Raw genomic sequence first — 14,247 nt, 5'->3', positions numbered from 1 at the left:
GTTCAGTGGGCGTGTAGCTCAGTTGGGAGAGCGTCGCCCTTACAAGGCGAATGTCGGGAGTTCGAGCCTCTCCACGCCCACCACTAAACGGAGCGGTAGTTCAGTTGGTTAGAATACCTGCCTGTCACGCAGGGGGTCGCGGGTTCGAGTCCCGTCCGTTCCGCCACTTCTTCTGAAGCGGCAACTCCTGAAGAGGAGTCTAAAATCTTCAACTCTGTTCAGTGGGCGTGTAGCTCAGTTGGGAGAGCGTCGCCCTTACAAGGCGAATGTCGGGAGTTCGAGCCTCTCCACGCCCACCACTAAACAGATCTTATCGTTTTTATCGCTGCGGAGCGGTAGTTCAGTTGGTTAGAATACCTGCCTGTCACGCAGGGGGTCGCGGGTTCGAGTCCCGTCCGTTCCGCCACTCTATATCCCTTTAAAATCCTCTTTTTTGTTTGAAGTATGCCGTTCGGTATGTACTTTAACGTGTCTGTATTCCCTGTTTTTCACAGAAAGTCTCTTAAACTAATCGCCAGTTGATTTTTGGTACATTTGTTTGATTTTTCTTGCTGAACGGAAAATTAATAACATTACTGTCATTATGGGTAATCTGCATGATGCAGTAGACATGTGATTATGTTTCTATTACGCCCTTAATATTGCGCCATCTGATGTTCAGTACTGTCTTTTCGATAGCCTGATAGATAACAAGGATCCGGTGTGGGGAGCTTTTTTCCGCCCGGTGCACATTTTTGTGTTGTTTGACTTTATACACTGTTTGGGACTTTCAGGTATCGGATAACCTATGAGAAATACTACTGTGTTAAGTGAAATTACCGCTATATGCCCAGATCCTATTATTGCTGTTGACGGTAAAGGGATTATTTCGGTTTTTAATCCGGCGGCAGAGAAGTTGTTAGGTTATGAGGCTGCTGAAGTGGTGGGTGAAATGCATATTCGTGCGTTGTATTCCAGCGAGGCTGATGCCCGTGCAGTTATGCTGACGATGTTGTCCGGTCGTCTCGGGGCCCCCGGCAAACTTGAGGGATACGAAACGGCCATTCTGGCCTGTGACGGCAGCCGTATTCCTATCCGACTGTCGGCGTCACTGATTAAAGATGGTGATCGTCGCGGCAGTATTGGTTTCTTTCATGATCTGACTCAGCAGAAAACCCTCGAAGCCAATCTTAAAAAGCAATCCATTACCGATGACCTGAGCGGGTTATATAACCAGCGTTATTTCTATTCGCGTTTATCAAAAGAAATGGAGCGCGCAAAGCGTTATGGCAACAATGTCAGCCTTATCTGTATCGATCTGGACGGCTTCAAGCAAGTGAATGACCGCTTAGGTCACCTCGAGGGGGATCAGGTTATTCGCCGAATGGGGCAGTTGTTGCTGGAGACCATCAGGGATTCGGATCTGGCATTCCGCTATGGTGGCGATGAGTTTATGGTGCTTTTACCGAATACTGACGGTGAGCACGGTATGAGTTCTGCAAACCGTATCCGGGAAAGCTTTAATGCCGGCTGTTTTTATTCGCCGGAATTTGCGGCGGAAGGGGATATTTGTCTGTCAATGAGCCTGGGAGTGGCTTCCAGTGACGGCAATGAGCCGGTTGATCATCTGATTCAGCGGGCGGATATGGCGATGTACCGGGCGAAGCATGCCGGCGGAGACTGTGCTGTACCACTTCAGGGTTGCGCCGATGTTAAAGCCTCTGATGCTGAGGCGATTGCCTGAGGTTGTCTGTTGGCCTGAGGGCTGGGCAGCGGTCTGATACTTCTATATGATGCGGGCAATATCTGTGGATTGCCAAACCGTGTCACCAACTGATTTTTCCCTTTCTTTACGTGATGTTACACCTGCTTCCTTTGCCCGGCAGCAGGTGCAGTTGCAGTTGCTGGATCTCACCGGCATTCATCCTTTCATCAGCGGCAATAAGTGGTTCAAGCTGAAATATAATCTGGCGGCCTATGAGGCGGCGGGTAAGTGTTGTCCGTTGCTGTCATTTGGCGGCGCCTGGTCGAATCATATTCATGCTCTGGCTTACGCCGGTTATCAGGCAAACATTCCTACCATTGGTGTTATCCGCGGTGAGCGGCCGCCGGAGTTATCTGCCATGTTGCAGGATGCTGAGTCCTGGGGCATGCAGCTGGAATTTGTCAGCCGGGCAGATTACCGGGAAAAGGATTCGGAAGCTTTCCGGGTAGCATTGCGTGAACGGTTAGGTGAGTTTGAGTATTTACCGGAAGGCGGTTCCAATGTGCTGGCAGTGAAAGGCTGTATGGAAATTCTGAGTGGGCTTGATGGTAATGAAGCCCCGGATTTTCTGTGTTGTGCCTGCGGTACCGGTGCGACGCTGGCCGGGTTGATTGCAGCGGCACCGCCTGAGACTCAGGTATTAGGTGTGCCTGCGCTGAAAGGGGCCGATTTCCTGTATGATGATATTCGCGGTTTGCTGAAACAGGCAGGCTATGCTGATAGTGGGCGCTGGCGGTTAATTCTCAGTGCGCACGAAGGTGGCTATGGTAAAATCAGCCCCCGCCTGGCGGATTGTATTGAGCGTTTTCGTCTCGGCAGCGGGGTGCAGCTGGAGCCTTTGTATACAGGTAAGCTGTTGCTGGCGCTGGAAGACTTGCTGGCGGCGGGTGAATTCCCTCCCGGCAGCCGGGTGGTAATGGTCCATACCGGCGGATTACAGGGGCTCAGGGGAATGACTGAGCGACTGGCAGGGCAACTGCAGCGTTTTTATGATTCAGGCTGTGATATACAGTGACAAGAGACAGAATAACTTGCGTGGCAGGTCTGCCTGACTGCGTTTTGGAGTGCTAATGGATAATTTTCGTAATATCGGTTTAATCGGCAGGCTTGGCAGTACAAAGGTGATTGATACCCTGAAGCACCTGATTCGCTTTCTGGGTGAGCGTGGTCTGAATGCCATTCTTGACGAGAAGATTGCCTCGCTGATGCCCGGCCACAGTGAGCAGACGTGTAATACGAAAATGATGGGTGAGATATGCGACCTGGTAATTGTTGTCGGCGGTGACGGCAGTTTGCTGGGAGCGGCCCGCAGTCTGGCGCAGTCTAATGTGCCGGTGCTGGGTGTTAACCGGGGGAATCTGGGATTCCTGACGGACATTGCACCGAATGAGATTGAAGAAAAGGTTGGCGAAGTTCTGAATGGTCAGTACACGGTTGACCGCCGGTTCCTGATTGATGTGGTGGTGAAGCGAAAAGGTGAGCCAATTGGTGAAGCAACCGGCCTGAACGACTGTGTGCTGCACCCGGGTAAGTCCGCACGGATGATTCAGTTCGAACTGTATATTGAAGGGCAGTTTGTCTATACCCAGCGTTCTGATGGCCTGATCGTATCCACGCCAACCGGTTCTACCGCCTATGCGCTATCCGGTGGTGGTCCGATTATGCATCCTAAGCTGGATGCGCTGGTGCTGGTGCCGATGTTCCCGCATACCTTGTCCAGCCGGCCGATTGTGGTTGACGGCAACAGTGAGCTGAAGCTGGTGATCAGTGACAATAATGAGACCTATCCGACCATCAGTTGTGACGGGCAGAAAGATATCAGCTGTGCACCGGGAGACACGATTACCATTCATAAGAAGCCGCAGAAACTGAAGCTGCTGCATCCGCTGAACCATAATTTCTATCAGACTTGTCGTGAAAAACTCGGCTGGAGCACGAAGCTGGGTGAGTGATATGCAACAAAAATGGCAGGGATTTGACCTGATTGGCGATGTGCATGGCTGCGCCAATACTTTAATTATGTTATTGGAAAAGCTCGGTTACAGTAAGCGTAACGGCGTTTTTTCACACCCGTCCCGTCAGGCGATTTTTCTGGGGGATATCGTAGACCGCGGACCGCGTATCCGGGAAGCGTTACACATTGTCCGGGATATGGTGGATGCGGGTTACGCACAGATTGTCATGGGTAACCATGAGTTTAATTATCTTTCTTATACGACACCGGGCCGTCCGGGATCCGGGATGCCGTATCTGCGGGAGCATAACCGCCGTCACCTGCGCATACTGAACGAGACCCTCGAGCAGTTTGCCAATCATCCGGAAGATAAGCGTGATTTTCTTAACTGGATTCAGGATATGCCGCTGTTCCTTGAGCAGGACCAGTTCCGGGTGGTGCATGCCTGCTGGTCGCAGGAACATATAGACCGTTTTCTGCAGACCACCGGTGGTAGCCGGATCAGTGAGGATTATCTCCATCAGTCTGCGGTTGTGGGCAGCTACGAATGGGAAACCATGGACCGTTTATTGCGCGGGACGCATCTTAAATTGCCGAATGGCGAAGAGATGGTCAGCAAAGACGGTTTCCGGCGCCGGTTTTTCCGAACTAAGTTCTGGTCCTGTGATCCTCAGTATTATATTGATGTGGTTTTTCAGCCTGACCCGCTACCGGAACATGTTGCCCGTACACCGCTGAGTGATGCTGACCGTGCTGATCTGATTCATTATGCGCCTGAAGAAGCCTTGCTGTTCATTGGCCATTACTGGTGTGAAGGCAAACCTCAGGCACTGGCGGATAATGTGGCATGCCTGGATTACAGTGCGGTGAAATACGGAAAGCTGGTTGCTTATCGTCTGGATGATGAGACCACCATTAATCCGGATAAGTTTGTCTGGGTTGATGTGCGTAAAGAAATTGCCGACCAGGTATAGGAGCCTATGAAGCCTGTTCTTGAAGTCCCGCTTGATGTCGATCTGAGTGAATTTACTGCCATGCTGTGGAAACACAGTGTGCCGCACCGGGTACTGGAAGAGAGTGACCGGCAGATTTTGCTGGTGGCTCACACTGTCAGTGAAGAGCAGGTGAAAGCGCTGTTTGAGCACTGGCGGCAGGGTGGCAGCCTGCAGAATGTTCGCAGTAATCATTCCCACCAGAGCGCAGTTTCAGTCGCTGAGCTGAAGCGCACACCGGTTACGCTGGCACTGATTTTACTGAGTGTGCTGGCGACCTTTCAGGTAGATTTCGGGGCCGATTTGCAGGCGATGTCTGTCTGGTCCATCGTTGACTTTCAGGTGCTTGGAGATCAGATCCGCTATGGCACAGATCTCTGGACTGAATTAGGTAACGGTGAAATCTGGCGGCTGTTCACGCCTGCATTCATGCACGGCAGTGTGCTTCATCTGGTGTTTAATATGCTCTGGATGTGGATTGTTGCCCGCCGGCTGGAAATGCTGTTTGGTTCGCCGGCACTGTTTCTGATGGCTCTGATTACCGGCGTTGTCTCTAATATTGCTCAGTTCTGGGACGCCGGTCCGCTCTTTTTGGGAATGTCCGGTGTGGTCTTTGGTTTACTGGGCTTTGCCACTGTATGGGACCGTCTGAAGCCTCGTCAGCCGGTAGGATTACCGCCCGCCATTCTGGGCTTTATTCTGTTTATGCTGGCGCTGGGGTACTCAGACTTGCTAGCTGCTTTCGGTTTTGGCCAGGTAGCGAATACGGCTCACCTTGCCGGTTTATTAACCGGGGTCATGTTAGCGTTAATTGCCCGTGGCATCAGTAAGCTTCGTCATCCCTGAGGGGAAGACTTTGTGCTAGTATTGGCAGCCCGAACGGAGACTGATATGACTTTTGAAAAAATGATCCAGGCGATGACGCCGGATGTCTATGCCAGCCTTAGACGGGCTGTGGAGCTGGGTAAATGGCCGAATGGTCAGAAGCTCAGTCAGGAACAGCGTGAAACGTCTATGCGGGCTGTAATTGCTTATGAAATGGCGAATCTGCCGGAAGAGCAACGTACCGGATATATTGACCGTACCAAGAAGGACGGCAGTCAGCACGGTAAAAATCCCCTGGAACCTCAGGTACTGAAGATTTTAAATGAGCACTGATATTACTGTTCTGCAACAGCTTGGTTGCGGTGTTTTAAGTAAGATGCCAGTGAATCTGGCAGAGCCTGTTGAATACCGGCTGCAGCTGGATGAACAGCAAATCGTTCTGAATGAATATCTGGGACGCCGGATCCGGCTGAGCTTTGCCGGTGAAATAAACTGCACGAACTGTGGTCGCAAAACCAAGAAGAGTTTTGCCCAGGGTTACTGTTATCCGTGCTTTAAAAAACTGCCTCAGTGTGACACCTGTATTATGGCGCCGGAGCGTTGCCATTTTCATCTGGGTACCTGTCGTGACCCTGAGTGGGGCGAGCGTTTCTGTAAGCAGAGCCACTATGTGTATCTGGCCAACTCTTCCGGTATTAAGGTGGGGATTACCCGGGGTAATCAGTTGCCGACCCGCTGGATAGATCAGGGAGCCGTACAGGCGCTGCCGATTCTGAAGGTAAGCGAGCGTCGCTGGTCCGGACTGGTGGAGCGGGTTATTGGCCAGCATGTCAGTGACAAGACTAACTGGCGCACGATGCTTAAAGGTCAGACAGATCAGCTTGATCTGATTGCAGAGCGGGACCGGCTGCTGGCGCTGTGTGCCGATGAGCTGGCGGCGCTGGAGCAGGAACATGATACGCAGTTTGAGCATCTCAGCGATTCTGAGGTGCTGGAAATTAACTACCCTGTGCTTAACTATCCAAGCAAGGTAAGCAGCCATAATCTGGATAAAACGCCGGAAGTTGAAGGCGTGCTGCAAGGTATCAAGGGGCAGTACTTAATTTTAGATACCGGTGTAATTAATATTCGTAAGTTTACTGCTTACCGGGTTGAATTCAGTGCAGTTTGAGGGGAATTTTTTCTCGCTTCACCTCTCCAATTGCTAGATTCCGAAACATGACACTTTTACCGGCGCTGTTTGATACCGGAAGGTGGCCGCAAAGCCGGGCAGGGAAGCACCCGGTGGCACCTACGGTCAGCGACGGCAGGAAGTAACAGAATACATAAGGTAGCTTGATGACTCAGCCACAACCGAATGAGATTTATCTGAAGGATTATCAGGTTCCTGCTTACCTGATTGAAACAACGGCTCTGCGTTTTGAACTGGGCGAAGAAGTTACCCGGGTCATTGCTGATCTTAAGGTCAGCCGTAATCCTGAATGCCAGCAGAGCAAGCCGGGGCTGCAACTGGATGGCCATCCGGATCTGGTACTTGAGGAACTGTCTGTTGACGGACGCTGTCTGTCTGCCGAAGAGTATCAGCGCGACGGCGAACAGCTGATCATTGCTGATGTACCGGCCAGCTTTGAATTACACTGTGTAACGGTGATTGAGCCGCAGAACAATACCGCGCTGGAAGGCCTGTATAAGTCTGACGGGATGTTCTGCACCCAGTGCGAAGCTGAAGGTTTCCGCCGTATTACTTTCTACCCTGACCGCCCGGATGTGATGTCTGTTTTTGAAACCACGGTTGTGGCAGATAAAGCTGCTTACCCGGTATTGCTGTCGAACGGTAATGCGGTTGAACGGGGTGAAGAAGGGGATGTTCACTGGGTACGCTGGCAGGACCCTTTCCCTAAGCCTGCTTATCTGTTTGCGCTGGTGGCCGGTGACCTGAAATACATTGAAGACAGCTTTACAACGATGTCCGGCCGTGAGGTCAAGCTGCAGATCTTTGCTGAAGCCAAGGATCTGGATAAGCTGGACTACGGCATGGCATCACTGAAGAAGTCCATGCGCTGGGATGAGGAAGTCTATGGCCGTGAATACGACCTGGACATCTTCATGGTGGTCGCTGTTGATTTCTTCAATATGGGGGCGATGGAAAACAAAGGTCTGAATATCTTCAATACCTCCTGTGTACTGGCCCACCCTGCGACTACAGTTGATGCCGGATTCCAGAGGGTTGAGGCGGTTGTTGCCCATGAATATTTCCATAACTGGTCCGGTAACCGGGTAACCTGCCGGGACTGGTTCCAGCTGAGTCTGAAAGAAGGCTTTACCGTATTCCGTGATTCTGAATTTTCAGCAGATATGAATTCCCGCACCGTTAAGCGTGTTGAAGATGTATCTTTGCTGCGTACGGCGCAGTTCGCTGAAGATGCCGGTCCAATGGCGCACCCGGTGCGTCCGGCGTCCTTTATTGAAATTTCTAACTTTTACACCCTGACTGTGTATGAAAAGGGCTGTGAAGTGGTCCGTATGATTCATACCCTGCTGGGGGCTGAGGAATTCCGCAAAGGTTCTGATCTTTACTTTGATCGTCATGATGGTCAGGCGGTTACCACGGATGATTTTGTGAAGGCGATGGAAGATGCCAGTGGCCGTGACCTGACACAATTCCGCCGCTGGTACTCACAGGCCGGTACACCCGTGATTGAAGCCAGTGGCAGTTATGATGCTGCGGCTAAGCGTTTCAGTCTGACCCTGCGTCAGAGCTGCCCGGCAACCCCGGATATGGCAGAAAAACAACCGTTCCATATTCCGGTTGCTGTCGGCCTGCTGACCCCCCAGGGGCAGGATTACCTGTTGGGCAATGGTGCAACCACTCAGGTACTGGATTTCACAGAAGCTGAGCAAGTATTCCATTTCGATAATATTGATGCAGCACCGGTGCCTTCGTTACTGCGCAGCTTCTCTGCGCCGGTTAAACTGAGTTACCCGTACAGCCGTGAAGAACGGATGTTCCTGATGCAGCATGACAGCGATGGCTTTAACCGCTGGGACGCTTCGCAGCAGCTGGCGGTTGAGATCATGCAGGGGCTGATTGAAGATCATCAGGCTGGTAAAGAGCTGCAGGTACCGGAACAGCTGATTACAGCCTATCGCACGGTACTGGGGGATGATTCCCTGGATAAAGCCATGGTCAGTAAGATTCTGACCCTGCCGAGTCAGGCATATCTGAGTGAGCTGGCTGAAGTGATCGATGTCGAGGCGATTCATGCGGTGCGTAAGTTCGTCCGTAACAGCCTGGCAAATACCCTAGAGTCTTTGTGGCAGGATGTATATCAGGCGAATCTGAGCGATGAAGCTTACAGCCCTGATGCGGATTCCATCGCCCGTCGCAGCCTGAAAAATCTGGCGCTGGCATACCTGCTGGCAACGGCTAAAGATGAATATCTTCAGTTTGCCCTGCGGCAGTATGATGCAGCAGATAACATGACTGATCAGCAGGCATCGCTGACGCTGGTGGCGCATTCTGAGTTTACTGATGCAGCCGATGAGTTGCTGGACCGCTTCTACGCTGCCTGGAAGGACGAGGCGCTAGTGGTGAATCAGTGGTTGTCAGTACAGGCCAGTGCACCGGCAGAAGGTGCGCTGAAGCGGGTAGAGGCGTTGCTTGAACACCCGGCATATGATGCGAAAAATCCGAATAAGATCCGCTCATTAGTAGGGGCGTTCTGTGGTCAGAACCCGGTGAACTTCCATCATCAGGATGGTTCCGGTTATGCTTTCCTGGCGGATCAGATCATCATGCTGAATAAGCAGAACCCGCAGATTGCTTCCCGTCTGCTGGGGCCGCTGACCCGCTGGAAAAAATATGCGCCGGCACGGCAGCAGCAGATGCGCGCTGAACTGGAACGGATCAAAGCCAGTGGCGAGCTGTCGAAGGATGTTTTTGAAGTTTTGACTAAGAGCCTGGCGGTTTAACCGTCAGATTATTGAGCTGATCTGTTAGTGCGCGGCTTGCGTACTGACAGGACAGCGACTTTATACGAGCCAACAAAAGAAAGGAAAAGAGTGATGGAGCCAAGTATCGCTGCACAGGATAAGTATGATGTGCAACAGAACTTTCGTCGTTTTGTTAAGTTTGATGACAACTACCGGGATCATTTTGAGCGCCTGAAAGAAGCAAAAGCCAGCCGGGTATGGATTGCGGGTGTGATTGCATTACTGTTTGCGTTTGCATCTGAATTCTATCTGGGTGCTGCAGCTGCGCTGCTGGTGCTGTATTTTTACCGTGTAGGTACGGCCTGGCAGGCATCCTTTAAAGCGGATGAGAGCCGTGAAGAAGTGATTCGCTGGTTCCACAGCAAAGGTTTCAAGCTGGAAGGTCAGATTTTATACCGCAGTGAAGACACCGCACTGGAAAACCCGATCGATCCGTTTAACGACGTTAACTATTCCTGACCGGGCAGGCCATGTTCGATCTGAATAAGTTTCGTCATTGGGTCTTTGATCTGGACGGTACCCTGACCCGTCCGGTGCATGATTTCGCACATATGCGCCGTGAGCTGGGTATTCCTGAAGGTGAAATGATTCTGGAAACGATCGAACAGGCGCCTGAGCCGCGCAAACAGCAACTGTTGCAGCGGCTTGATGAGCTTGAGGGGCATTATGCCCGTCAGGCTCAGCCGGCAGAAGGGGTGCAGGACCTGATTATCAGACTGCACCGTGCCGGCTGTAAGCTGGGCATTCTGACCCGGAATAAAAAGGATTTCGCGATCAGTTCCCTGCAGGCTATCGGTGTGGCGGAGTATTTCCACGCAGATGAAGTGCTTGGCCGGGATGAAGCCCGTCCCAAGCCGGACCCTGAAGGGCTGCAGAAGCTCTGTCAGCGCTGGCAGGTTGTGGGGGATGGGCTGGTAATGGTCGGCGACTTTCGGTTTGATCTGGAAGCCGGCAAAGCCATTGATGCGCAGACGGTACATGTATCAGCTGCCGGAGCGGTTGAGTGGCCGGAGCTGACGGATGTACGGATTCATTCGCTGGCAGAACTGCTCTGACATTCCTCATCAGAGCCTGTTAATCAGATCTTGTTAATCAGAACCTGTTAATCAGAGCAATGGTAATCGGGTAGTATTCTTAATTTCTTCCATAGCAAAGCTGGATGTAACGTTGCTGATACCTTCCACCCTGTTGACCAGTACTTTATAGAATTCATCAAACGCCTGAATATCGGCAACCACCACCCGCAGTAAATAATCCCATTCACCGGCCATCCGGTAACATTCCACCACTTCTTTCAGCTCTGTCACCTTTGTAGCGAAATTCTCCAGCCAGTGACTGTCGTGATGCTGGGTTTTTATGTGTACGAAAACCGATACCCCGAGATTCACTTTGGCAGCATCAAGCAGTGCTACCCGAGAGCGGATCACACCAGATTCTTCCAGGCGCTTAATCCGTTTCCAGCAGGGGGTGGGGGAAAGGTTCACCTGTTCGGCAAGTGCCTGCAGTGAAAGGCTGCAGTCTTCCTGAAGCAGGTTCAGTATCTGGCGATCTTTGAGGTCCATAATTGATCCGGATTGCGGGTTGAATGAAGATAGTTTATCGCAGATAACTAGTTGGTGAAAAATAATTTTATTTATGGATTTAAAAATAAAAAATAATTCTGCATTTTGTGCGTTTGTAGCAAATAAAGGCAAACTATTTTTCCGCAAGGCTGCATATACTTTGTTCATTCTTTAACTGCAGTTTTCGGAGTGGCAGTATGACAGCGCTTATTCAACATATACGTGATTCAGTGATTGGTTCAGACCAGACCATCACCACCCCATTTGGTAACAAACCACTGGTGTATGCGGATTACACCGCATCAGGACGCAGCCTAAGTTTCATCGAAGATTATATTCACCGGCAGGTGCTGCCGTTTTATGCCAATACGCACACGGAGTCTTCTTATACCGGTGCACAGACTGGGCAGTTACGTGAACAGGCGCGGACTGAAATTCGCCGGGCAGTGAATGCCGATGATGACTATGAAGTGATTTTTTGCGGATCAGGAGCGACTGCCGCGATTCATAAGCTGGTGGATATTCTTAACCTGCGTTTACCGGCGGATCTGAATGACCGGTATGCGTTTGCGGCAATGATTCCTGAAGCAGAACGGCCGGTGGTGTTTATCGGACCGTACGAGCATCATTCCAACGAACTGCCATGGCGGGAAAGCATTGCAGACGTGGTGGTTATTCCATTAGATGCGTCCGGGCTGCTGGATATATCTGTTCTGGAAGAAAAACTTCAGGCATACAGTGAGCGGCCACTGAAGATTGGCAGCTTCTCTGCGGCGTCCAATGTCACTGGTCTGAAGAGCAACGTAGAGCAAATCAGCCGGTTGCTGAAACAGTCCGGTGCTTATGCCTTCTGGGATTATGCTGCCGCTGCACCTTACGTGGGCATTGATATGACCTCCGGTGGTAAGCCTGACAGTGCGCTGGATGCGGTATTCATTTCACCTCATAAGTTTATTGGCGGTCCGGGCACACCGGGTATTCTGGTGGTAAATAAAGCGCTGCTGTCTAACCGGGTTCCGGCAGTACCCGGTGGCGGTACTGTGATATATGTGACCCCTGAAGATCATAGCTATACCGACAGCGGTGAGCGCCGGGAAGAAGGTGGTACACCGGCGATTGTAGAGTCTGTCCGTGCCGGTCTGGTATTTAAGTTACAGCAGCAGGTTGGGGTGGAAACCATCGGGCGTTTGGAAACGGATTTTGTGCAGCGTGCGCTGCAACACTGGGGTGCAAATGAGAATATAGAGGTGCTGGGAAATCCGGATGCACCGCGTTTATCCATTGCTTCTCTGCGAATTAAGCATCAGAAGCAGGACCTGCATTATGGGTTTGTCGTGGCGCTGCTGAATGATCTGTTTGGTATTCAGGCCCGTGGTGGCTGCTCCTGTGCCGGCCCTTACGGACATGCATTGCTGGAAATGGACATGCAGTACAGCAAAGCGGTTGAAGCCCAGATTAAAGCGGCGCAGATGGTGATGCGGCCGGGCTGGACGCGACTGAACTTCAATTATTTCATAGATGAGGCAACCTTCCGGTATCTGCTGCAGGCGATTGATCTGATTGCTGCCCATGGCTGGAGAATGTTGCCGTATTATCAGTACGATACTGCAGCGAGCGTCTGGAAGTATCAGGGGCAGGGGCTGCAAACAGCAGTAAATTTGCATGATGTGGATTTTATGACTGTTGAAGAACCGGTGGAGGGCGCGACAGCTGCACCTGATTATGCGGATTTATTGCAACAGGCGGAAAGTGTTCTGCTGGGAGCGCAGGAAGGGGAGCGTTATGCCCTGGAACTGCCGTCAGATGCTGACGCCCTGCGCTGGTTTGTATTACCTCAGGAGATCGCTGTCTGACAGACTGTCAGGAATGAAAAGAACCGCTGTGTAGCCTGGCTGCCGGCGGTTTTTTCAGTTTAGCCGGAGACCAGCTTAATGCCGCTGCGCGGTTCCAGATCGAACGGCTCGTAGGCACACTGGTTACGGCCATTATGCTTGGCGGTATAGACACCGTCATCGGCGGCTTTCAGCAACCGGGTGGACAGGTCTTCCAGTGTCGCCCAGTGATAGCGAGATACTTCACAGCTGGAAATACCGATGGAGCAGCTGATTCTGAAGGCTTCCCCAAGATCATTATGCATGATCATTTTCAGGATTTTGCTGCGAATGGTATCGCCGATCTGCTGTGCCTGGGTGGCGTCACATTTGGGCAGCAGAATGGCAAATTCTTCACCGCCATAGCGGGCGATAAAGTCAGTTTTACGCAGAGATTTTTTAAGCACCTGGCCGACGCTGCGCAGTACCCGGTCACCGACCTGATGGCCGTATGTATCGTTCACCAGCTTGAAATGGTCAAGATCGACAAACAGGCAGCTCAGAGTGGTCTGGTGCCGGTTCGCCCGTGACAGTTCACGGATGATTTCCTGATCGAATGCGCGGCGGTTATGCACCTTGGTGAGCATATCAATGATGCTCATACGCTTGAGGTTCTGCTGGTTAATGCAGTTTTCAATACAAACTGCGATGACGGACGCCAGGTGATTTATGTAGTCATAGTCAAAGCTGTCACTGTAGCGTCCCGGATCTTTACTGCCCAGATGCAGGCTGCCGATCAGGCAGTCGTGACGTACCAGTGGCAGCAGGGCACTGCTGAGAATAAATGGGCTGCTGGGAAAGGCCAGCTTTTTGACTTCATCATCCAGTTCGCCGGCTTTCAGTTTCGGGACCGGAAAAATGGATTTCAGTAAGCGCTGATTCTTAACAAATCTTAGGGTGTGGCCGGGTTTGGGAGGCACGTAGTCATCCAGGAGATCCCGGGCGGCACCTTCAGGGTCCAGCAAAATCAGATTGACGGAACTCAGGCGGAAGTATTCTTTGAATTCAACCAGCAGCAAGTCGAGTAATTCTGCCAGTGTGCTGCAGCTCAGCAGGCGGATTTCCATCTCAAAAAAAGATTTCAGAATGGCCTCATTACGCTCCATCTTACTCGACATAAGACGGATAACGCGGCGCAGCTCCTGATTGTCTTTTTCTGTTGATGCCATAAATCGCCTAACTGGAAAACGATGGTTTTGCCTGACTGCAAAACTATAATTCATTTAATCGGCAAAGTACTGGAAAACTTTTGGCCATCTGGCATGAAAAAAACACTTAAATTTCAATAACCCTGATGAACACTGGC

13 protein-coding genes and 4 tRNA genes are annotated in these 14,247 nt (G+C 51.4%); 15 read left to right on the top strand and 2 right to left on the bottom strand.

Annotation, left to right across the window (positions count from 1 at the left end):
- The first annotated feature begins 7 nt into the window (after positions 1-7).
- The 14 genes from JYB63_RS05620 (at position 8) to JYB63_RS05555 (ending at position 10,563) form a co-directional block, all read left to right on the top strand.
- Positions 8-83: transfer RNA gene (locus JYB63_RS05620), tRNA-Val, on the top strand.
- 6 nt (positions 84-89) lie between these two features.
- A tRNA-Asp gene (locus JYB63_RS05615) sits at positions 90-166 on the top strand.
- A 57-nt stretch (positions 167-223) separates the two neighbouring features.
- Positions 224-299: transfer RNA gene (locus JYB63_RS05610), tRNA-Val, on the top strand.
- Between the two features lie 30 nt (positions 300-329).
- Positions 330-406, top strand: a tRNA-Asp gene (locus JYB63_RS05605).
- 381 nt (positions 407-787) lie between these two features.
- Complete coding sequence (locus tag JYB63_RS05600; RefSeq protein ID WP_205656798.1) at positions 788-1,723, top strand: GGDEF domain-containing protein; 936 nt, start codon at positions 788-790, stop codon at positions 1,721-1,723.
- 64 nt (positions 1,724-1,787) lie between these two features.
- The gene (locus JYB63_RS05595) at positions 1,788-2,759 is read left to right on the top strand and encodes a pyridoxal-phosphate dependent enzyme (protein ID WP_205656797.1); all 972 of its coding nucleotides are present in this window, start codon (positions 1,788-1,790) and stop codon (positions 2,757-2,759) included.
- A 55-nt stretch (positions 2,760-2,814) separates the two neighbouring features.
- Entirely contained in the window at positions 2,815-3,696 is an 882-nt protein-coding gene (locus JYB63_RS05590; RefSeq protein ID WP_205656796.1) for an NAD(+) kinase, read from the top strand.
- Between the two features lies 1 nt (position 3,697).
- Complete coding sequence (locus tag JYB63_RS05585; RefSeq protein ID WP_205656795.1) at positions 3,698-4,672, top strand: metallophosphoesterase; 975 nt, start codon at positions 3,698-3,700, stop codon at positions 4,670-4,672.
- Positions 4,673-4,678: 6 nt separating this feature from the next.
- The gene (locus tag JYB63_RS05580) at positions 4,679-5,536 is read left to right on the top strand and encodes a rhomboid family intramembrane serine protease (protein WP_205656794.1); all 858 of its coding nucleotides are present in this window, start codon (positions 4,679-4,681) and stop codon (positions 5,534-5,536) included.
- Positions 5,537-5,581: 45 nt separating this feature from the next.
- A complete protein-coding gene (locus JYB63_RS05575; RefSeq protein WP_205656793.1) occupies positions 5,582-5,848 on the top strand; it encodes a YeaC family protein in 267 nt (88 codons plus the stop codon).
- Positions 5,838-6,686, top strand: coding sequence for a DUF2797 domain-containing protein (locus tag JYB63_RS05570; protein WP_205656792.1), 849 nt, complete (start codon positions 5,838-5,840; stop codon positions 6,684-6,686). Before JYB63_RS05575 ends, JYB63_RS05570 begins: the two co-directional genes overlap by 11 nt.
- Positions 6,687-6,853: 167 nt before the next feature.
- Entirely contained in the window at positions 6,854-9,487 is a 2,634-nt protein-coding gene (gene pepN / locus JYB63_RS05565; protein ID WP_205656791.1) for an aminopeptidase N, read from the top strand.
- A gap of 93 nt (positions 9,488-9,580) precedes the next feature.
- Entirely contained in the window at positions 9,581-9,967 is a 387-nt protein-coding gene (locus JYB63_RS05560; RefSeq protein ID WP_205656790.1) for a hypothetical protein, read from the top strand.
- A gap of 11 nt (positions 9,968-9,978) precedes the next feature.
- A complete protein-coding gene (locus JYB63_RS05555; RefSeq protein ID WP_205656789.1) occupies positions 9,979-10,563 on the top strand; it encodes an HAD family hydrolase in 585 nt (194 codons plus the stop codon).
- A 51-nt stretch (positions 10,564-10,614) separates the two neighbouring features.
- Here JYB63_RS05555 and JYB63_RS05550 read toward each other — a convergent pair whose 3' ends face one another.
- Positions 10,615-11,070, bottom strand: a complete 456-nt coding sequence (locus tag JYB63_RS05550) for an Lrp/AsnC family transcriptional regulator (protein WP_207758291.1) — start codon at positions 11,068-11,070, stop codon at positions 10,615-10,617.
- Between the two features lie 197 nt (positions 11,071-11,267).
- On the opposite strand from JYB63_RS05550, the gene JYB63_RS05545 reads away from it, so the two are divergent.
- Positions 11,268-12,923 carry an aminotransferase class V-fold PLP-dependent enzyme gene (locus JYB63_RS05545; protein ID WP_205656788.1) on the top strand — a complete coding sequence of 552 codons (1,656 nt, stop codon included), beginning with the start codon at positions 11,268-11,270 and terminating at the stop codon, positions 12,921-12,923.
- Positions 12,924-12,982: 59 nt separating this feature from the next.
- Here JYB63_RS05545 and JYB63_RS05540 read toward each other — a convergent pair whose 3' ends face one another.
- The gene (locus JYB63_RS05540; RefSeq protein ID WP_205656787.1) at positions 12,983-14,110 is read right to left on the bottom strand and encodes a sensor domain-containing diguanylate cyclase; all 1,128 of its coding nucleotides are present in this window, start codon (positions 14,108-14,110) and stop codon (positions 12,983-12,985) included.
- Positions 14,111-14,247 lie beyond the last annotated feature (137 nt).

It is taken from the genome of Aliamphritea spongicola (assembly GCF_017051665.1).
Taxonomy (GTDB): domain Bacteria; phylum Pseudomonadota; class Gammaproteobacteria; order Pseudomonadales; family Balneatricaceae; genus Amphritea; species Amphritea spongicola.
The sequence above is the reverse complement of the archived record's forward strand: the minus strand, read 5'-3'. Positions and strand labels throughout refer to the sequence as shown.